Below are 19,679 nucleotides of genomic sequence, written 5' to 3'. Positions count from 1 at the left end.
GAATCACGCCTCATCGCCCACGTCGTCTTCACTGTGGGTGGTTCAATGAGGATGAACATGTCTGCTGCCAGCAATATCTACCCACTGCTCGAGCGCTTGCTGCCCGAGCGTGTCATCCCTGCGCCCGGGCGTCCGGGTACCCTGCGGCGGCTGTTCGCTGGGGTCGGCATGCCGGCGCAGCGAGCGGCACTGGGCGAGAGCTTCAGCCTGGTCAGCCGCCTGGACGAAGCCGCCGACCTGCAAGCCGAATACGCCGAGATGCGTGTGCAGGCGTTGCAGGGCAGCGTCGCGGCACTCAACGACCTGGGCTGGATCTGGCTCAACGGCAAGTACTGGCGCGCCGACCCGCAGCTGGCCGGGCACCTGTTGCGCATGGCCGCCTTGCAGGGCAGTGCCGTGGCCTGGTTCAACCTGGGCCAGCAGCATTACTTCGGCAAGGGCGTGAACGTCGCCTACAGCAGCGCCGCCGAATACTACGAGCAGGCCTTCGAGCGCGGCCTGGCCGAAGCCGCCGCCGCCCTGGGCGATCTGTTCGAAGAAGAGATCTGCGACAGCGAACAGCAAATCTGGCAGGTCGACCTGCAACAGGCCTATGACTGGTTCCTGCGCGGCGCCCAGCGCGGCGATGCGCGCTGCCGTTTCGAAATCGGCTTTCGGCTGCTGCACGGCCAGCAGGTCGAGGCCGACAGCAAGGCCGCCGTCTACTGGCTGGAACTGGCGGCCGTCGCCGGGGTGATGCAGGCCGCCGAGGAGCTGGCGTTGTTCTACAGTGGCGAGCGCAACCCGTTGCGCTACCTGTTCTGGCGCGATCAGGCGCTGTCCCAGGGCAGCGCGCTGGCCCTGACGATGAAACTGGAAGACCAACTGCGCCCCTGAGATGACCGCCGGATGAATGTCAGTCAGCCGCTATTGACGGCCGGCCGCTGGATCGAAGAACATAGATAGTTAGCAAACTATGAATATCGGTTCGATCCTCTCCCATGAATCTCGATGCATTGCACCTGAACATCAGCAGCGGCATGATCGTGGCCAGCCGACACTGGCGGCGCATCTGCCAGACGACCCTGGTCGGCTACGGTATTTCCGAAGCCTGCGCCGGGCCATTGCTGATGATCGTGCGCCTGGGCGATGGCGTGCACCAAGTCAAGGTGGCCCAGGCGGCGGGGCTTGAGAGCCCGTCGTTGGTGCGCCTGCTGGACCAACTGTGCAATGCCGGGTTCGTCTGCCGCAGCGAAGACCCGGACGACCGCCGCGCCAAGGCCCTGAGCCTGACTGCCAGCGGCCGGGCCTTGGCCGAGGCCATCGAGGGCGAGCTGGTGCGCTTGCGCCGGGAAGTGCTCGAAGGCATCCCGCCGGCAGACCTTGAAGCCGCCTTGCGCGTGGTGCGGGCCTTTGAAGAGGCCGGCCAGAACGCCCCGGAGTCGCCGACGTGAACGGCTTCTTCAGCTCAATGCCCCCCGCGCGGGACTGGTTCTACGGGGTGCGCACCTTCGCCGCCTCGATGATCGCGCTGTACATTGCCCTGCTGTTGCAACTGCCGCGCCCGTATTGGGCGATGGCCACGGTGTATATCGTCTCCAGCCCGTTCGTCGGGCCCACCAGTTCCAAGGCGCTGTACCGCGCAGCGGGCACCTTGCTGGGCGCGGCCGGGGCGGTCTTCCTGGTGCCCCTGCTGGTGCAGACCCCGGTGTTGCTGGCGGTGGCAGTGGCGCTGTGGACGGCCACCTTGCTGTTCCTCTCCCTGCACCTGCGCACCGCCAACAGCTACGCGCTGATGCTGGCCGGCTACACCTTGCCGATGATCGCCCTGCCGGTAGTCGACAATCCGCTGATGGTCTTCGACATTGCCTCCTCGCGGGCCCAGGAAATTTGCCTGGGCATCGTTTGTGCGGCCGTGGTCGGGGCGATTTTCTGGCCACGCCGGCTGACCCCCGTGGTGGTGGGCGCGACCGGCAACTGGTTCGCCGAAGCCATTCGTTACTGCGACACCTACCTGGCCCGGCAGACCTCGGCCGATACCGTTGGCGGCCTGCGCGCCTCTATGGTCACCACGTTCAACTCGCTGGAAATGATGATCGGCCAGTTGTCCCACGAAGGGGCGCGCCCGCAGACCGTGAAAAACGCCCGCGAGCTGCGTGGCCGGATGATCCACCTGTTCCCGGTGATCGACGCCCTGGACGACGCCCTGCTGGCCCTTGAAGCCCGTGCCCCGACGCAGTTCGCCCAGTTGCAGGGCGTGCTCGAACAGGCCCGCAGTTGGTTGCAGGACACCGCCAAGGACGCCTCGCCTGCGCGTTGGAGCGCACTACGGCTTCAGCTTGAACACTTGCAGCCCAGCGTCGCCGAACTCGACGAGCGCCCGGGCCTGCTGCTGTCCAACGCGCTGTACCGCCTGGGCGAATGGATCGACCTGTGGCAGGACTGCTGCAGCCTGCAACATGCGCTGAGCAGCGAAGACCTGTCGCCCTGGCGTGCGGTCTACCGGCACTGGCGACTGGGCCGGCTGACGCCGTTCCTTGACCGTGGGCTGATGCTCTACTCGGTGTTCTCCACCTTTACCGCGATCCTCGCCGCGACGGCCCTGTGGATCGTGACCGGCTGGGCCGACGGTGCCAGCGCGGTGATCCTCGCGGCAGTGGCGTGCAGCTTCTTCGCCGCCATGGATGACCCGGCGCCGCAGATCTACCGGTTCTTCTTCTGGACCACGCTGTCGGTGATCTTCGCCAGCCTGTATTTGTTCCTGGTGCTGCCGAACCTGCACGACTTCCCGATGCTGGTGCTGGCGTTTGCCGTGCCGTTCATCTGCATCGGCACGCTGACCGTGCAGCCGCGCTTCTACCTGGGGACCTTGCTGACCATCGTCAACACCGCCTCGTTCATCAGCATCCAGGGTGCCTACGACGCCGACTTCTTCACCTTCGCCAACGCCAACCTGGCGGGACCGGTGGGGCTGCTGTTCGCCTTCCTGTGGACCATCGTCGTGCGTCCCTTCGGCGTAGACCTTGCGGCCCGCCGCCTGACCCGCTTCAGCTGGCACGACATCGTCGGCATGACCCAGCCGGCGACGTTGGCCGAGCACCGTCGCCTCGGCGTGCAGATGCTCGACCGGTTGATGCAGCACCTGCCGCGCCTGACCCAGATCGGCCAGGACAGCGGCAGCGCCTTGCGCGACTTGCGGGTCGGCCTGGGCTTGCTCGACCTGCTGGCCTACCTGCCACGCGCCAACCCGCAGCCACGGGCCTTGCTGGAGCAGGTGGTGGCTGAAGTGGGTGCGCATTTTCAGGCCTGCCTGGACGCCGGCCACCGCCTGCATGCACCGGCCGAGCTGTTGCAGAGCATGGACCGCGCCCGCCGCGCGCTGAATTTCGAGGCCATGGCCGATTGCGCCGAAGCCCGCCTGCACCTGCTGCATGCCCTCAGTGGCCTGCGCCTGGCCCTGTTGCCGGGGGTGGAGGTGGTGCTCGAACCGTCTGACCGTCAACCGCAACTGCCCTATGGCATCGATGGAGCGCCGCTGTGATTGGTGAGCTGGATATCAGCGGGGTGTTCCTGCCCACGCTGCTGGTGATGATGGTGTTCACCTATGGATTGTTCCTGGGGGTGCATGCGCTGCTGACGCGCCTGCACTTCTACCGCCTGGTCTGGCACCGGGCGTTGTTCAACGTTGCTCTCTACGCCGTGCTGCTCGGTACGGTGGACCACTTTTGTCGAAACCTGATGCTGCCATGAAAAAACCTTTGTTGACCCTGGGCCGTGTGGTCCTGACGCTGCTGGTTGTAACCCTGGCGACCGTATTGGTCTGGCAGATGGTGCTGTATTACATGTTTGCGCCCTGGACCCGCGACGGCCACATCCGCGCCGACGTGATCCAGATCGCCCCGGATGTGTCCGGGCTGATCCAGTCCGTGGACGTGCGCGACAACCAGGTGGTCAAGCGCGGCGATGTGCTGTTCAGCATCGACCAGGACCGCTTCAACCTTGCCTTGCGCCATGCCCAGGCGACCCTGGCCGAGCGCAAGGAAACCCTGGCCCAGGCCCAACGTGAAGCCAGGCGTAATCGCGGCCTGGGCAACCTGGTCGCAGCGGAGCAACTGGAAGAGAGCCAGTCCCGCGAGGCACGTGCGCAGTCGGCCCTGGCTGAAGCGCAGGTGGCGGTGGATGCCGCGCAGTTGAACCTGGACCGCTCGGTGGTGCGCAGCCCGGTAGACGGCTACCTCAATGACCGCGCCCCGCGTGCCCATGAGTTCGTCACCGCTGGGCGACCGGTGCTGTCGGTGGTCGATGGCGACTCGTACCACGTCGATGGTTACTTCGAGGAAACCAAGCTGGCCGGCATCCATATCGGCCAGGCTGTGGATATCCGCGTGATGGGCGACAACACCCGCCTGCGCGGTCATGTGCAGAGCATCGCCGCCGGCATCGAAGACCGCGACCGCAGCAGCGGCGCGAACCTGTTGCCCAACGTCAACCCGGCCTTCAGCTGGGTGCGCCTGGCGCAGCGGATTCCGGTACGCATCGCGTTTGACGAAGTGCCCCAGGACTTTCGCATGATCGCCGGGCGCACCGCCACGGTGTCGATCCTGGAGGGCGCGGCGCAATGAAGAAGCTGTCGCTGCTCGGGGTCGGCTTGATGTTGTCGGCCTGCCAGATGGTCGGGCCGAACTATGAGTTGCCCAAGGACGCGGCCTTCAATCGTGGCGACCTGCAAGGCCCGCTGCGCAGTGACGCCAACAGCGTGGTATCGGCGCCGGTGCCGGCCGACTGGTGGCGGCTGTACCACGATGCGCGGCTGGATGCGCTGGTGAACCAGGCACTGTCGGCCAACACCGAGTTGCGCGTGGCGGCGGCGAACATCGCCCGGTCGCGTGCCCAGGTTGAGGAAGCCGAGGCACAGGGTGGCTGGAACGGCGGCGTGAAGCTGGGTGCGCAGCGTTTGCAGGAGTCTGGCGAAGCCTTCCTGCTGCCAGAGAAAGTGCCAGTGGCGAACATCGGCGAGGCGATTCTCAGTGCCTCGTACCAGTTTGACCTGTGGGGCACGCTCAAGCGTGGGGTCGAGGCGGCGCAGGCCAATGCCGATGCCACCCAGGCGGCGGCCGACACGGCGCGCATCACCCTGGTCGCGGATGTGGTGAAGGCGTACACCCAGGTGTGCGCGGCCAACGAGGAATACCATATTGCCCGTGAGTCCCTGGACTTGCAGGAGCAGAGCGTGACCCTGACCCAGCGCCTGCGTGATGCCGGGCGTGGTGACGAAACCCAGGTGACGCGTTCGCAAACCCAGTTCAAGTCGTTGCGGGCGGAGTTGCCGCGTTATCAGGCGGCGCGGGAAGCGGGCCTTTTCACCTTGTCGATGCTGCTGGCCAAGCCAGTGAATCAATTGCCGGCGGGCACGGCCGCGTGTGCGGAGCTGCCGCACATCGCCCAGGTGTTGCCGGTGGGGGATGGGGCCACCTTGCTCAAGCGTCGGCCAGACATCCGCCAGGCGGAGCGCCATCTGGCGGCGGCGACGGCGAGTATTGGCGTGGCGACGGGGCAGTTGTACCCGGACATCAGCATTGGTGCGCAGGTGGGGACCATCGGCATCCTGGACAACCTGGGCAAGCCAGAAACCAACCGTTGGGGCTTTGGGCCGATGCTGACCTGGACCGTGCCGACCAATGGTTCGCGGGCACGCATTCGTGAAGCCGAGGCGGGGACGCAGGCGGCGCTGGCGCATTTTGACGGGGTGGTGTTGAACGCCATTCGCGAGACCCAGACCAGCCTGGCGCAGTACAGCGCGTTGCTGGAGCGGCGCGATGCGCTGCAGGACGCCGAGCGCTCGGCGCAATTGGCGGCGGACCAGACGCACCGGTTTTATCAGGCGGGCAGGGCGTCGTTCCTGGCGGACTTGCAGGCGACGCGGACCTATACCGACATGCGAGCGCAGTTGGCGATGGCCAATACGCAGGTGGCGATGGGGCAGATCGGCTTGTTCCTGGCGCTGGGTGGCGGCTGGTAGGGCGCCATCGCCGGCAAGGCCGGCTCCCACAAGGGAGTGCCGTTTTCCCTGTGCAAGCACCCAACCTGTGGGAGCCGGCGTTGCCGGCGATTGGACCAGCCGCTACTTCATCAAACCCTTGAGCAAATCGACGGGCACCGGAAACACGATGGTCGACGACCTGTCCCCGGCAATACTCCCCAGCGTCTGCATATACCGCAGCTGCATCGCCCCCGGCTCACGCCCAAGCATCTCGGCCGCCTGCATCAGTTTCTCCGAGGCCTGCAACTCCCCTTCAGCGTGAATCACCTTGGCCCGCCGCTCGCGCTCGGCTTCCGCCTGCTTGGCAATCGCGCGCACCATCGACTCGTTCAAATCGACATGCTTGATCTCGACGTTCGCCACCTTGATCCCCCAGGCATCGGTCTGCGCATCGAGCACCTGACGAATGTCGATGTTCAAGCGCTCCCGCTCGGCCAACAGCTCATCGAGCTCATGCTTGCCCAGCACCGCCCGCAAGGTGGTCTGCGCCAGTTGGCTGGTGGCAGTTAAAAAATCTTCCACCTGGATGATCGCCTTCTGCGGATCCAGCACACGGAAATACAGCACCGCATTGACCTTCACCGAGACGTTGTCACGGGTGATCACATCCTGCGGCGGCACATCCAGCACGATGGTGCGCAAGTCCACCCGCACCATCTGCTGTACCCCGGGAATCAGCAGGATCAGCCCCGGTCCCTTGACCTGCCAGAAGCGCCCAAGCTGGAACACCACGCCCCGCTCGTACTCGCGCAGGATGCGAAACGCCGACAGCAATACCACCGCCACCAGCACGATGATCGTGCCGAAACCCACTTGCATGAACATGCTCACTCTCCTTGCGCCGGTTGCTCGGCGGCGGCACTGACGGCCAGCTGAAGACCATTGCGGGCTACCACCCGGACAGACTGCCCGGGGTGCAGCGGTGTTTGACTCTGCGCCTGCCAGAGCTCGCCTTGGGCCTGCACCCAGCCCAGAAACGGGTCGTCGCCATCGACATCGGTGACCAGCCCCAGGCTACCCACCAAACCGGCATCGCCGCTCACCAGCACGCGCTTGCGGGCTTTCAGGGCCATGCCGATCAAGCCGAACAACAGCAGCGCCGAGACCAGCGCCAGGGCGAAAATCAACGGCAGCGGAATACCAAAGCCCGGCACGTCGGTGTCCATCAGGATCACCGCCCCGGTGACAAACGCGACAACCCCGCCAAAGCCGATGATGCCGAAACTGGGCAGGAACGCCTCGGCGATCATGAACGCCAGCCCCAGCAGAATCAGGCCGACGCCTGCGTAGTTCACCGGCAACAACTGCAACGCATACAACCCCAGCAACAGGCAGATGCCCCCGACCACACCGCCCACGCCAGAGCCTGGACTCATGAACTCGAACAGCAGCCCATACACCCCGACCATCATCAGGATAAGCGCCACGCTCGGGTTGGTGATCACCGCCAGCAGGCGGCTGCGCCAATCCGGCTCGCGTTCGAGCAGCGGCGCGTCGCGGGTATGCAACTGCACCGGCTGCAGGGCGGTGCTGATGGCCTGGCCATCGAGTTGGCGCAGCAGGTCGGGCAGGTCGTTGGCGATGCGGTCGATCACCTTGAGCGTGAGCGCTTCGCTTGCCGGAAGGCTGACCGCCTCGCGCACCGCCTTTTCGGCCCAGTCGGCATTGCGCCCGCGCAGCTGTGCCAGGCCACGAATGTACGCAGCGGCGTCATTGACCTGCTTGCGGGCGAGGGTGTCTTCATCAGTGGCGGGTTTCTTGTCTTTTTCGGCGCCGATCTGGATTGGCGTCGCAGCGCCCAGGTTGGTGCCTGGCGCCATTGCCGCGACATGGCTGGCGTAGAGGATGTACGTGCCCGCACTGGCGGCGCGGGCGCCACCGGGGGCGACAAAGGTGGCTACCGGCAGCGGGCTGGCGAGGATCGCCTTGATGATCGCGCGCATCGAACTGTCGAGGCCGCCGGGGGTGTCCAGCTCGATCACCACCAGTTGCGCCTGCTGCGCCTGGGCAAATTCCAGGCCGCGGGTCAGGTAATCCACCGTCGCCGGACCAATGGCATCGTTCACGCTCAGGTGCAGTACCGGGTTGCCGGGCGCGGCCTGACCACCCGTCAGGAAAGCGAGCAGCAGGACCAGCAGCAGGCCCCGACAGCGCTGAATGTTCACCTTCCGGCTACCTGGGTTGGACAGTTACCTTGAGTTTAGTCCGGCGCCGGGCCACACCACTGCCTAAACTTTAATCACCTGGGGGAGACAACCGTGCGGGAGGTGCATCATGCGTATGGCCAAGACCTTGCAACAAAGCCTGGACCAAGCAAACTGCGACTACGACATCGTTGCCCATCCACACTCGGCCACCAGCCTGGAGTCGGCCCGCACGGCCGGCGTACCGGCAGAACGGGTGGCCAAGTCGGTGATGCTCGACGACCGCCGTGGCAACTACCTGATGGCCGTGCTCCCGGCCAACCGTCACCTGGACATGAGCAAGGTGCGCAGCACCGGCAATTGGCAGATGACCCGCGAAAGCGGCTTGCCGCACCTGTTTGGTGACTGCGAACGCGGCGCGATACCGGCCATGGGCGAAGCCTATGCGATAAAAATGCTCCTGGACCCGACCTTGACCCGTCAGGGTGATGTCTACCTGGAGGCAGGCGACCACGATCACCTGATCCACATGAGCATGGAGCAGTACCTCAAGCTGGTGCCTCACGCCGAAGTGCGCGAGGTCTGCTGATGAATTCAACCATCCCCCGGCCGGCGTCGTGGATGCCCGACCGGGCTCGCAGGAGTGACCCATGGAAGCGCCAACGCACAATTTTTCCGAACTGTTCAAGCAGCTTGGCTTGCCGGATGACCCGGTAGGCATCGACCAGTTCATCACCAGCCACTCGCCACTCAAAAGCGATATCAAGCTGGTGGATGCGCCGTTCTGGTCTGAGCCACAGCGCACCTTCCTGCGCGACAGCATCAACGAGGATGCCGATTGGGCATTGATGTTCGACCAACTCAACGAAGCGCTCAGGCACCCGAAAAAATAACCGCCGAGCGGCACAGGGTGTGAGCGGTTGGCGTTGCTATGCTCAGAAAAAAACAACAAGGGGACAGCGCCAATGAAAGACCCCTACATGCCTGGTTTCTGGGCAGCCGTGACTGCTCTGACGTTACTGACCGCTGGTTATTTCTACGGTGTGCGCGAGCTGTACCAGCTCGCGCAGGCCATGCATTTTCTCTATGCCGGGGCCGCGATCATCGCGGCGCTGGCCTTGAGCGCGCTGGCCTGGTCCAGCTGGCAGCAGCTCAAGGTGCGCAAACGCCAGCTGGCGCAGGGGCGCACCCTGGTCGCCATCTGGAACACCAAGGTGGCGCTGCGCCGGGTTGAAACGGTGTTCGACCGCTATTTCTGGGGCAGTTACTGGCAGCCGGGGCGTACTTTCCAGGAGGTCATGGGCGAGCTTGAAGGCACGCCGCTGGAGCAGAGCCTTGAAGCACTCAAGCGCCAATGCCGCGAGCTGGACCAGGAGGTACACGACCGCCGCTGGCACTGGTTGAACAATGCCCGTGAACTGTCCAGCGTGGCCACCTCGATGGCCCGCGAACGTTATCAGCTGGACTTGTGCGACTCGCAGCAAAGCAGCCGCCGCGGTGGGGTAGGCGGCGCGGTGCTCAACCGCGACCTGGAAGTGCTGGTGTACACCTGGTCGGCCCGCCTGCGCAGCTTCGACCACCAGCTCGATGAGCTGGAGGGCGAATACCGCTGATCACTCGCCGCGAATGTACTGCTCCAGTTGCTGGATCAGCGCGGCTTGTTCGGCAATGGCTTCCTTGACCAGGTCACCAATCGACAGCAACCCTAGTAGCTCGCCGTTCTCCACCACAGGTAGGTGGCGTAGGTGGCTGTCGGTCATCATCTTCATGCAGTGATCGACGTCTTTATGGGTGTCTACGGTAATTACCGGCGCGCTCATGATCTCGCGCACGGGCGTGGCGACGGAGGAACGTCCCTTGAGCACCATCTTGCGGGCATAGTCGCGTTCACTGACGATGCCCTTTACCTGGCGACCTTCAACCACCAGCAACGCACCGACGTTTTTCTCCGCCATCAGTTGCAGTGCTTCGAGCACCGTCTGGTCAGGCGCGATGGTGTGGACCTGCTGATTCTGCTGGGACTTCAACTTCAAAAGCTGTGCCACGGTTTTCATAAGAGGCCTCTGCATTGTTATTGGTCGGCGCGCGGTGGCGGCAGATAGCTAAAGAATCGTGCACAGATGGCAAGTGGGCAAGGTTGAAAGCGGCATGAATGCCATGGAAAAACGCCATGGCCGCAGGTTTTCATACCGGCGGCCATGATTTCAGGCGGGTTGCGGGCAAACGGCCTGGGCCGTCACTGCCAGTTCACTGCGATGGCTACGTTGATTTCGTCGCGCTGCGAAGAGGAAAGCGTCACCTCGCCAGCAACGGGCGGGCCGAAGGCTGCCATGGCATCGACCAGGTTGTTGAGCGCATTGAGGTACAGCGTCTGGCTGCCGGCTTCGATAGCGGCCAGCTTCATGGAATCGTCGGTGTACCAGCCGTAGACCGTGATGCGATCGCTTGAGTCCAGAACGTCCAGAGTCAGGTCGTTGCCACTGCGCGAGAACCACAGGTCATTCACCGAGAGCCCTTCGAGCACCAGCTTGTCGGCGTCTGCGGGGTTGTTCTGGATACCGACGAGCTGGTCCTGGCCATCACCGGCGGCGAAATAATAGGTATCGCTACCCGCCAGGCCGCCCAGCACATCGTTGCCTTTGCCGCCACGCAGGTGGTTGTTGCCGGCATCGCCAATCAGCGTGTCGTCACCGTCGCTGGGTACCTTGTAGGATATGTCGGTATTGTTCCAGACAACGCCGTTGGCGAACTCGATCCGTTCGATCTGGTTGAGGCTTGTCCCGCTTGCTTGATCGATCAGGTACCAGCTCTTGATGGTGACGCTGTCGGTTGTTCCAGCAATAGCCAGGGTGAGGTCCAGGCCGTTCCTGGTCAGCGTCAGCTCTTCAGGGGTGATCCCCTGCCCGAACCTCAGCGTGTCAGTGCCTTCCCAGCGCAGGTTCTTGTCAAGCACCGTGTCGTGGCCATCGCCTCGGGCGAACAGGTAAAGGTCCGAGCCGGCCCCGCCAACCAGCATGTCATTGCCCTGGCCGCCGACAAGCTGGTCATCGCCTGTGCCTGCGATCAGGGTGTCGTTGCCGGCGCCACCGGAGAGGGAGAGCTGATAGTAGTCATCGAGCCCGTTGAGTTGGTCGTCGCCATCGCCGCCCGTAGTGCTGGCGCCAGACACGTAGCGTTGCAGTTCTGCTGCGCTCCAACGTGTGCCGTTCGCGAACTCAACCTGTGCCAGTCGGGCTGCCGAATCACCCACCAGCCAGTCTCTCACGGTGATCGTGTCGGTTGTGGTTCGGTTGCTCAGCACAAGGTCCTGGCCTTGCAGGCTGACCAGAATGTCGCGGCTGGAAACCTCCGGCGAGAAGCGTATGACGTTGTTGTCCGGGGTTGTGCCGGGCAGTTCTTCGATCAGGTCCTGGCCGTCACCTTTGCTGAAGTAGTACAGGTCCGAGCCGCTGCCACCCCTGAGGGTATCGTTGCCTGTGCCCCCCTCCAGAATGTCGCGCCCCGCAGCCCCGGTCAGCTGATCATTGCCTGCGCCGCCCATGATCAATTGATCGGTGGCCAGTGATGCAACCAACACATCATCGGCGTCGGTGCCTGCCAGCGTGGGAGCTGTGAGCGCGAGCGTGCTGCTTTGCCACTGGGTGCCATCGGCAAACTCGAAGCGTTCGATCTGGTAATGACCAGGCGTCGGGCCCGCGCTGAACCATTGCGCGAAGGTGATGCGATCCAGCCCGTTGGCGTGACTCAACACCAGGTTGTTGCCGAGCCGGATGGCGGTGAGGTCGCTGGCGAGGATGTTCGGGCCGAATTTCATCACGTCGATATCGGGGGCCGAGCTCAACCAGCTGGTGCCGTCCTCCAGGATCAGGTCATCGCCATCACCCAGGTCGAACAGGTAGGTGTCCGAGCCGTTGCCGCTGTTCAGGGTGTCGTTGCCCTTGCCGCCCTTGAGGGTATCGTTGCCTGCCATGCCCAGCAGGTAGTCATTGCCGGCCCCGCCTTCCAGCAGGTCGTCACCGCGTGCCCCGGTCAACTGGTCGTTGCCCGCCAGGCCGCGCAGCACCTGTTGACGGTTGGTGTAGCTGGCGCTGATGTCGTCGTCGGCGGCAGTGCCTTCAAAGGTCAGGAATGTGCTGGCGAGGTCGGTGCTGGTCCACACTTCACCGGTAAAGAACTCGACGCGCTCAAGTTGCCAGTTGTAGGCGAACCAGTCCTGGATCGTCACCTGGTCGGTCCCGTTGCTGTGCTTGAGCACGAGTGCCCCGTACTGGTCACGGCTGATGGTGATGTCTTCGGGGCGTATGCCCTGGCCAAACTTCAGCACGTTGGTGTCGGCGAAGTAATACTGCATGGTTTCGCTGATGACATCACGACCGTCGCCCAGCTCGAACAGGTAGGTGTCTGAGCCGCTGCCGCCCACCAGCGTATCGTTCCCGGTGCCGCCTTGCAGGGTATCGTTGCCGGTGCTGGTGGTGATGGTGTCGTTGCCGCCACCGCCGAAGATGAACTGCGGCGTATTGCCCGCGTTGCTGGTCAGAACATCGTCGCCGTCGCCACCGCGCAGGTCGGCAAAGCGCCCGGCCAGGTAGGTACTGGTCCAGAAGGACCCATCGGCAAACTGCACGCGCTCGACCCTGAAGCGGAAGTCGTCGTACTCGAAGAAACGCTTGATGGTGACCTTGTCGCTGCCATTCTGGTGAGCCAGCACCAGGTCGGTGCCGGCCTGCTCGATGCGAATGTCGGCAGCCAGAATGCCAGCGCCGAATATCAGCACATCGACGTTGCTGCCGAAGCTGCCGTCCTCTTCAAGAATGATGTCCTGGCCGTCACCCAGGCTGAAGTGGTAGGTGTCGGAGCCATAGCCGCCGTCCAGGGTGTCGTTTCCGCTTCCCCCTGTCAGCACATCCGCACCGCCACCGCCCACCAGTACGTCATTCCCCGCGCCTGCGGTGAGTACGTCGTTGTCTTCCTCACCCATCAGGACGTCATCGCCATCGCCGCCAAACAGCTGGTCGGCGCCTTTGCCGCCTTTGAGCAGGTCGTTGCCCGCACCGCCGAACAACTGATCGTTACCGCCACCGGAGATCAGCACGTCATTGCCATCCAGGCCGTTCTGCACCTGGTTTTGATAGATGTCCGCCTGGTCGAAGGTGTCATCGGCCGCGGTGCCGGTGACGTGGGAGTAGACCTGGGTGAGGTCCTGGCCATTCCAGACGGTGCCGTCGGCGAACTTGATCTGCTCAAGGGTGGTGGCGTTCTTGAACCAGTCCTGGACGGTAATGCTGTCCAGGCCGTTGAGGTGGTTGAACACCAGGTTCTGGCCCTGTTTGCTGACGGTGATGTCTGCTGCACTGATGCCGGCGCCGAAGACCAGGCTGTCGACTGCATTGCCATAGCTCTCGATGATGGTGTCGTTGCCATCGCCGAGATTGAAGATGAACGTGTCGGCCCCCAGGTCGCCGATCATCAGGTCGTTGCCTGTGCCGCCAATGAACGTGTCGTCACCATAATTGCCGATCAGCGTGTCGTTGCCCGCACCGCCGAACAGCAGTTGTGGCAGGCCGCCGGTGGCGGTCAGTACATCGTCGCCATCAGTGCCGTACAGGTTGAGGAACTGGTTGCTGATCTCCATGGGCGACCAGAGGGTGCCGTCGGCAAATTCGATTCGGCTGATGTAGGGTTGGCGGTCGTTCAGGCTGAACCAGTTCTTCAGCGTCACCTTGTCCACGCCATTCACATGCGTCAGGCACAGGTCGAGGCCATCGCGGCTGACGGTGATGTCGGCGGCATTGATGCCGGCACCGTACTTGAGGATATTGGGGTTGAAGTAACCATCGAAATCCTCGATCACGTCCTGGCCGCCGTTCACCTCGATCAGGTAGGTATCCACCCCTGGCCCGCCACGCAGCGTGTCGTTGCCAGCGCCCCCGATCAGGATGTCCTGGCCCAGGCCGCCCTCAAGCACGTCGTCGCCGCTGCCGCCCTCCAGGCGGTCGTTGCCCTTGCCACCGGAAAGCTGGTCGTTGCCCGCGCCACCCTCCAGGCGCAGATCGAAGGTGTTGGTACTGCCATCGAGGATATCGTCGCCGGCACCGCCGACCATTCGGGTGAGGCGTTCGTTCAAGTCGAAGCCGGTCCAGAGCGTGCCGTCGGCAAACTCGACGCGGTCAATGCGATAGTGGCTGTCGTAGTCCTTGCCCCAGAACTTGAGGGTGACACTGTCCGTGCCGTTGCTGTGCTTGAGCACCAGGTCGGCACCGACGCCGACCACCTTGATATCCGCAGCCAGGATGCCCGCCGAAAAGCGCAGGGTGTCGATATCGCCCGCCCCGCGTTCACCGTAGACCACGCTGTCGTGTCCGTCGCCGAGCGAGAACAGGTAGGTATCGCTGCCATAGCCGCCATACAGGATGTCATTGCCGCGGTCGCCTTGCAGGGTGTCGTTCCCGGTCGAGCCCCATAGTTCGTCGTTGCCATCGCCGCCGAACAGCATGTCGTTGCCGGCTTCGCCCATCAGGATGTCATTGCCCAGCCCGCCGGACAGCGTGTCGGCGCCAGCGCCACCGTACAGCGTGTCGTTCCCTGCGCCGGGCTGGTTGAGGAACGCGCGGATCTGATCGCTGTTCCACACCGTGCCATTGGCAAAGGTGAAGCGGTCGATGGCGTAGCCGTAGTTCATCACCGATGTGTCATCGAAGAAGCTGAAGACCCTGATGCTGTCGTCGCTGCCTTTGATGGTGATGATCAGGTCGTAGTAGGCGCCGGTCAGCAGGATGTCATCCGGGCTGATGCCTGCGCCGAAGCTCAGGGTGTCCAGCGCGACGCCGTAGGCATCCGCGTCGGCATTGTTGATGGTGTCGTGGCCATCACCACGGTTGAACACGTAAGTGTCGGCGCCGTCGCCGCCGCTCAGGTTGTCGTCACCCGCGCCACCGGTGAGGCGGTCGTTGCCGGCATTGCCGTAGAGGTTGTCGTTGCCTTGAAGCCCGAGCAGGTTGTCATCGTTGTTCGTGCCGAACAGGAAGTCGCTGCCGGCGCTGCCCAGCAGCGGGTTGCCCAGCTGTGCCAGCAGCAGGGACAGCCCCGAACCCTGCGGGTCACCACGGCCCACCAGTTGCCCGATGATTTCCTTGCCAAAGGCGCCGCTGGAGCCGAGGGCTTTGGTCAGCTCGGTGACCAGTGCGCCGCCGGTGGCGGCGTTCTCGTTGTATTTCTGTTGCAACAGGGTGACCAGGTTGTCGATGTTCCAGTTGACGCCTGTACCGCTGGCATCGATTTTCACCACGTCGACCAGCGCCGACAAATGCGTCTGCAACATCAACTTGCTGTAGATGACCCCCGCCAGGTTGTCGAACGCCTGCAACAGGATGGTGGCCGCAGGCCCGTGGGGGTTGGGGTCGCGCTCACCCCAGCACCAGGTGCCCAAATAGTTCTGGCCGAGGAACGCTTCCAGTGTCGCCAGGCGCCGGGCATCGCCAATGGCATTGCCATAGATTTTCGAGGCCGCGCGGCTGTCGGGGTCGACGTCTTGCACGCCGGCCCATTGATAAATGATGTCGGTCAGCAGGCCTTTGCGGGTGGCTTCATCGGTGCTGGCGGCAAATTGTACGATCAATGCCTGCAACACCCCGCTGGTATCACGGGCCATGGCCTGGTGCAGGCTGCGCACATTGCCGAACCCGTCGATATCGGGCAGCGCTTTGATCGTTGCGCCAACGGCTACCGGGTTCAGGTCGATGGTGCGTGCCGTGTCGGCATCGAACCACACATCGTTCATGCCGCCCTGGGTGCCGTCGCTGCGCACGAACGTGCCGGTTTGACGGTGCTGGTTGCCGTTACTGTCGATGACTGCGCCAGGTATCTCGCCATTTGCATTGGGCTTGCCAGGCTCCAGGTAACCAACGTTGAGCGCCTGTACCTGAGCCTCGGCCAGGGTCAGCAACTCACCGTTCTGCAATTTGCCGTCACTGTTGCGGTCGACCCAGACGCGCAGGTTGGCGAAATCCGCATCGCCTGCGTCGACCTTGCCGTCGTTGTTACGGTCCAGCGCCTTGAGCGCGAGAAAGCCGTTGGCCGCCGCGTCCCCGGCGCTGCCGGCAGTGTGGTTGCCGAACAGTTCGCTGCCATCGTCGATCTGGTTGTTGCCATTGCGGTCCCAGACCAGGATGCCGTCGTCCTTGCCGGCCCAGCCGGTGGTTTCGGCGAAGCCGTTGCCGTCGTGGTCGAAATGAATGCCGCCAGCTTTGGACAGGGTTTCCACGCCGTCGCCATCCAGGTCGAGCACCAGCGGGCTGCGGGTGGTTTCGGCATTGCCAAAGGCCCCGAATATCTTGGCGATGATGTCATCGGCCATCTGTGTCAGGTCGAGGGAGGTAATGGAATTCTTGATGTCATTGAACGCAGTGGAGGCATAGTCCATCAACGCCTGGCCGAAGTCGCCAGCGGCATCCAGGGCGGACTTGAAGGCATTGACGGCATCGGTATAGGCACTGCCCATGACTTCGCGCAGGTTGTCGAAGCTTTGCTTCATGGAGTCGATGTACGGCTGCACGTCGATGACGTCGGTTTCGTCCTTGGACACCGCCATGAGCGTGAGCACTGCGGCGGCGGCCGTCGCCAGCACGGCCGTCGCCAGCAATGCCGGCGCGGCAACGACACCGGTGGCCCCGGCAGCGGCCGCCAGGGCGATGGACGCCGCCATGCTGGTAAGGTTGGAGGCCGCCGACAGCACATCCTGCTGCTTCACCTGGCCATTATTGGCAATGCTGTCGGCAAGGTTGGAGACATCCGTGCCCAGGGCAACACCAGAGAGCAGCACCGAGGCTGGGGTTTTCAGACCTTTGCCGACCATCTCGGCAGCGCCCGCTGCAGTTTGCAAGGCACTCACCGTGGCACCCATTGTTTCGCCTTTGGAGATGCCGACGGTAACAGGCGCTGTGCTCACCGGTGTGCTGTAGAACGACAACAGGCTTTGGACGGCTGAGACGGTATTTGGGTCCACGTCAGTTGCTCCTTGTTTTCCTTAAAAAACATATGCACAGGCAAAGAATGAACAGCCCCACGCCAAGGTGAGTCCACAGGCTGATGCGGGTTCTGCTGGCCATCCACGCCTCGGCCTTGGCGCGGGTCACGATGGCGTTGCCATCAATGCTCAAGGTGACCAGCTTGTTGAGCGTCACCCCAGGGAAAATCGGCTGGCGGTACCAGCTGACCTGGGCAGGTTTGCCGACGTAATTCGCCTCGTCCTTGATATCCACGCACTCGGGATGACCGCCCAGCGTGCTGGCACAGCTGAACAGGAAGGTCCCTTCGGCAGAGGTCACGGCGCTCATGTGCTTCTTGCCGACGATCTCGATGGAAAAGGTGCCGGACTGCGTCTGCAGCTCGTCGGGGATGGCGAGTGCCCATTGATAGGCAAGGCTGATCAGGGCATAGCCCAAATAGAGAATTGCCGCGCCGTAGGTGCGGAACCAACGGGGGGCTTGCCAGCGGGGCAGGGTGGTCGTTTCCATACGCTCGATCTCGTCCAGGCACTTACGCAAATGCGGCGCTGAATCGAGCGTAGCCGAGCCACGTTGTGTCCGTAGCTCGGCATTTTCAACAAAAACGGATTAAGCGTTATTCCAAAAAGTCAGGTTCAGCCTTGCTGCACGATTACCTGGCTATTGAGATCGCGGATCATCGTCTCGACGCTTGGCAGCATCGCCTTGAAGTCGTCCGGCGAGCACACCGCGCTCGGGTGACGGAAGTCGAAACGACGCGTGATGACCACCGCATTGCCTTCCTGCTGGTAGGCAGCGCTGTAGTCGAAGTGCGCCGTGTTGAGCGCCACTGGCTTGGGCAAGGCAATGATCTGCACGCCTGCCGGGAACTCGAAGCGCGCGCGCTCTTCGGTCAGCCCGGCAATGCAGGTGAACGGCTGGCGGCGTTCTTTTTCGCTGACGATGCCGAACACGCTCTGCGCAATACCGCCGGCGAAGCTGGTCAGTGTCGGTACGCCGATCGGGCCGGGGAAGTTCACCAGGTTGCTGGTGGTGCCGACGAACTTCATGTCGAACCTTGGGCTGACCTCGTCCAGCCCGGACACCTCGACCTTGCCGCTGCCGCTCTGGCCGTAGGCGCTGAGGATACGCTGCACCAGCAGGTCGCGGTCGCTTGGCTGCATCGAGCGCAGGCCCCAGCGGTTGAACTCGGCAGCCCAGCCTTCGACGTTGGAGTCGTGTTCGAAGCTGGCGCCGCCCTTGGCGTCGATGCGGAAGGTGGTGAGGTTCTCGACCTTGCTCGGCTGCATACCCGGGGTGCGGCCCAGGGTGGCGCTGGCGGTCAGCACGGTTGGCTTGTCCAGCACGGTGATCGGCAGGAAGCCCGCCGCGATGGGTTCAGCGGTGCTGTCGAGGTACAGGTCCAGGCGCGGAATGTAGTTGATCGCGTGGTTGAGCACGCCCAGGGTCGGCACCTTCGGCAACTGGTGGGCGCTGCCCAGGTTGACCAGCGCCGGCGTGCTGTCGATGTCCACGGCCTTGAGCAGTGCCTCGAGCAGGGCGACGTGGTCCTTGCAGTCACCGTAGCGGTTGTCCAGCACCGTTTGCGCAGCATGCGGCACGACGCTGCCGGAGCCGATGTACACGGCGACATAACGGATGTTCTTGCGCACCCAGTCGCCCAGCACCAGGGCCTTGGCGCGTGGGCTGTCGGCCTTGGCGGTCAGCGACAGGGCCAACTCGCGAATGGCTGGCGTGACTTCGACATTGGCGCGTTGCGCGTAGGCGCGGGCGAAGCTGGCGTAGTCCTTGAAGGTCGACACTGCCAGGTACTGGCCGTAATCCGAATAGGCAATCGAACCCTGCTCGCGACGCGGTTGTGCGCTCGGCTGGTAATCCCACTGGTAGACCTTGCGGCCGGCTGCGGCTTTCGGGCTGGAGGCCTTGAAGCCCTTGGCATCGGCCTGCAACGCCAGGTCGGCGGGCAGGTCGTAGATCAGCGTGAAGCGGTCAACGGGGTGCAGCTCGGGGAAGTTGATGTCTTCGAACTGCCCCGGGAACAGCGCGGTGGTGCGCTGCTTCTTGTACGACAGCACCAGGCGGTCGCCCACGGCCACGTCGGGGAAGATCACCACCTTGACCAGGCTGTCATGGAACATCGGCGCCTGGGCCGATGCCGGCTCCTGCTGCTCGCGGATCTGCTCGGCGCTGACCGCCACCTTGCGACCGTCGGCCTTGAGCGTATAGGCCTCTTTTACCTCAAGGGTTTCCTGGGTGCGGTTGTAGGGCAGCGGGTGCTGGGCGCGGACTTTGATCGCGCGGTCTTCATTGATCCGCAGGACCAGGTCCTGGGTGAAGGTGTAGGTGCCGTCGGCAGCGACAACCGTGTGGCGAATATCCTTTTCAATGGTCACCGAATGATCGGTGCCGTCATCCTGGGCCTGCGCCAGGGTAACCGTGAACAGGCAAGCGAGCATCGCCAGCCAACGGGCTGGGGATGAAACAAACTGCTTCATAAAATTCCTTTTTCTACTA

Annotated in this window: 15 protein-coding genes; 9 read left to right on the top strand and 6 right to left on the bottom strand. The window is 63.5% G+C overall.

From position 1 onward, the window contains the following. Window positions 1-57: 57 nt before the first annotated feature. From M5G11_RS14225 to M5G11_RS14200, 6 genes are all read left to right on the top strand, one after another. The gene (locus M5G11_RS14225) at window positions 58-876 is read left to right on the top strand and encodes a tetratricopeptide repeat protein (protein WP_273909324.1); all 819 of its coding nucleotides are present in this window, start codon (window positions 58-60) and stop codon (window positions 874-876) included. 104 nt (window positions 877-980) lie between these two features. After that, window positions 981-1,433, top strand: coding sequence for a MarR family winged helix-turn-helix transcriptional regulator (locus tag M5G11_RS14220; RefSeq protein ID WP_273909325.1), 453 nt, complete (start codon window positions 981-983; stop codon window positions 1,431-1,433). Next, complete coding sequence (locus tag M5G11_RS14215; protein ID WP_273909326.1) at window positions 1,430-3,520, top strand: FUSC family protein; 2,091 nt, start codon at window positions 1,430-1,432, stop codon at window positions 3,518-3,520. The genes M5G11_RS14220 and M5G11_RS14215 overlap by 4 nt, the downstream gene beginning before the upstream one ends. Beyond that, complete coding sequence (locus M5G11_RS14210; RefSeq protein ID WP_273909327.1) at window positions 3,517-3,729, top strand: DUF1656 domain-containing protein; 213 nt, start codon at window positions 3,517-3,519, stop codon at window positions 3,727-3,729. The genes M5G11_RS14215 and M5G11_RS14210 overlap by 4 nt, the downstream gene beginning before the upstream one ends. Beyond that, window positions 3,726-4,601 carry an efflux RND transporter periplasmic adaptor subunit gene (locus tag M5G11_RS14205; protein WP_273909328.1) on the top strand — a complete coding sequence of 292 codons (876 nt, stop codon included), beginning with the start codon at window positions 3,726-3,728 and terminating at the stop codon, window positions 4,599-4,601. The genes M5G11_RS14210 and M5G11_RS14205 overlap by 4 nt, the downstream gene beginning before the upstream one ends. After that, the gene (locus tag M5G11_RS14200; protein ID WP_273909329.1) at window positions 4,598-5,998 is read left to right on the top strand and encodes an efflux transporter outer membrane subunit; all 1,401 of its coding nucleotides are present in this window, start codon (window positions 4,598-4,600) and stop codon (window positions 5,996-5,998) included. The genes M5G11_RS14205 and M5G11_RS14200 overlap by 4 nt, the downstream gene beginning before the upstream one ends. A gap of 102 nt (window positions 5,999-6,100) precedes the next feature. Here M5G11_RS14200 and M5G11_RS14195 read toward each other — a convergent pair whose 3' ends face one another. Together M5G11_RS14195 and M5G11_RS14190 are read right to left on the bottom strand one after the other, a co-directional pair. After that, window positions 6,101-6,844: a slipin family protein gene (locus M5G11_RS14195; RefSeq protein WP_273909330.1), complete on the bottom strand. Its 744-nt coding sequence runs from the start codon at window positions 6,842-6,844 to the stop codon at window positions 6,101-6,103. Window positions 6,845-6,846: 2 nt separating this feature from the next. After that, window positions 6,847-8,184, bottom strand: coding sequence for an NfeD family protein (locus M5G11_RS14190; protein ID WP_273909331.1), 1,338 nt, complete (start codon window positions 8,182-8,184; stop codon window positions 6,847-6,849). 109 nt (window positions 8,185-8,293) lie between these two features. Here M5G11_RS14190 and M5G11_RS14185 point away from each other — a divergent pair, with 109 nt between their 5' ends. The 3 genes from M5G11_RS14185 (at window position 8,294) to M5G11_RS14175 (ending at window position 9,776) form a co-directional block, all read left to right on the top strand. Next, a complete protein-coding gene (locus M5G11_RS14185; RefSeq protein ID WP_273909332.1) occupies window positions 8,294-8,752 on the top strand; it encodes an aminoacyl-tRNA deacylase in 459 nt (152 codons plus the stop codon). Window positions 8,753-8,813: 61 nt separating this feature from the next. Further along, window positions 8,814-9,056, top strand: coding sequence for a DUF2789 domain-containing protein (locus M5G11_RS14180; RefSeq protein ID WP_273909333.1), 243 nt, complete (start codon window positions 8,814-8,816; stop codon window positions 9,054-9,056). Between the two features lie 72 nt (window positions 9,057-9,128). Next, complete coding sequence (locus tag M5G11_RS14175) at window positions 9,129-9,776, top strand: NADH:ubiquinone oxidoreductase subunit N (RefSeq protein WP_273909334.1); 648 nt, start codon at window positions 9,129-9,131, stop codon at window positions 9,774-9,776. Here the strand turns inward: M5G11_RS14175 and M5G11_RS14170 are convergent, their stop codons facing one another. The 4 genes from M5G11_RS14170 to M5G11_RS14155 all read right to left on the bottom strand — a co-directional run bounded on the left by M5G11_RS14170 (window position 9,777) and on the right by M5G11_RS14155 (window position 19,660). Then, window positions 9,777-10,217 (bottom strand): CBS domain-containing protein, encoded by a 441-nt coding sequence (locus M5G11_RS14170; RefSeq protein ID WP_273909335.1) that lies wholly within the window; start codon window positions 10,215-10,217, stop codon window positions 9,777-9,779. 182 nt (window positions 10,218-10,399) lie between these two features. Continuing rightward, window positions 10,400-17,164: a calcium-binding protein gene (locus tag M5G11_RS14165; protein ID WP_273909336.1), complete on the bottom strand. Its 6,765-nt coding sequence runs from the start codon at window positions 17,162-17,164 to the stop codon at window positions 10,400-10,402. 1 nt (window position 17,165) lies between these two features. Further along, the gene (locus M5G11_RS14160; protein WP_273909337.1) at window positions 17,166-17,675 is read right to left on the bottom strand and encodes a hypothetical protein; all 510 of its coding nucleotides are present in this window, start codon (window positions 17,673-17,675) and stop codon (window positions 17,166-17,168) included. Between the two features lie 125 nt (window positions 17,676-17,800). Continuing rightward, the gene (locus M5G11_RS14155) at window positions 17,801-19,660 is read right to left on the bottom strand and encodes a DUF3857 domain-containing transglutaminase family protein (RefSeq protein ID WP_273909338.1); all 1,860 of its coding nucleotides are present in this window, start codon (window positions 19,658-19,660) and stop codon (window positions 17,801-17,803) included. Window positions 19,661-19,679: the final 19 nt, after the last annotated feature.

The sequence above is a fragment of the Pseudomonas fontis genome, assembly GCF_028656955.1.
Classification (GTDB): Bacteria; Pseudomonadota; Gammaproteobacteria; order Pseudomonadales; family Pseudomonadaceae; genus Aquipseudomonas; species Aquipseudomonas fontis.
The sequence above is the reverse complement of the archived record's forward strand: the minus strand, read 5'-3'. Positions and strand labels throughout refer to the sequence as shown.

Bases quoted from the DNA above. Each gene is read 5' to 3' on its own strand.
- M5G11_RS14225 (WP_273909324.1), top strand. From the start codon at position 58: ATGTCTGCTGCCAGCAATATCTACCCACTGCTCGAGCGCTTGCTGCCC.
- M5G11_RS14220 (WP_273909325.1), top strand. From the start codon at position 981: ATGAATCTCGATGCATTGCACCTGAACATCAGCAGCGGCATGATCGTG.
- M5G11_RS14205 (WP_273909328.1), top strand. From the start codon at position 3,726: ATGAAAAAACCTTTGTTGACCCTGGGCCGTGTGGTCCTGACGCTGCTG.
- M5G11_RS14200 (WP_273909329.1), top strand. From the start codon at position 4,598: ATGAAGAAGCTGTCGCTGCTCGGGGTCGGCTTGATGTTGTCGGCCTGC.
- M5G11_RS14195 (WP_273909330.1), bottom strand. From the start codon at position 6,844: ATGTTCATGCAAGTGGGTTTCGGCACGATCATCGTGCTGGTGGCGGTG.
- M5G11_RS14185 (WP_273909332.1), top strand. From the start codon at position 8,294: ATGCGTATGGCCAAGACCTTGCAACAAAGCCTGGACCAAGCAAACTGC.
- M5G11_RS14180 (WP_273909333.1), top strand. From the start codon at position 8,814: ATGGAAGCGCCAACGCACAATTTTTCCGAACTGTTCAAGCAGCTTGGC.
- M5G11_RS14175 (WP_273909334.1), top strand. From the start codon at position 9,129: ATGAAAGACCCCTACATGCCTGGTTTCTGGGCAGCCGTGACTGCTCTG.
- M5G11_RS14170 (WP_273909335.1), bottom strand. From the start codon at position 10,217: ATGAAAACCGTGGCACAGCTTTTGAAGTTGAAGTCCCAGCAGAATCAG.
- M5G11_RS14160 (WP_273909337.1), bottom strand. From the start codon at position 17,675: ATGGAAACGACCACCCTGCCCCGCTGGCAAGCCCCCCGTTGGTTCCGC.
- M5G11_RS14155 (WP_273909338.1), bottom strand. From the start codon at position 19,660: ATGAAGCAGTTTGTTTCATCCCCAGCCCGTTGGCTGGCGATGCTCGCT.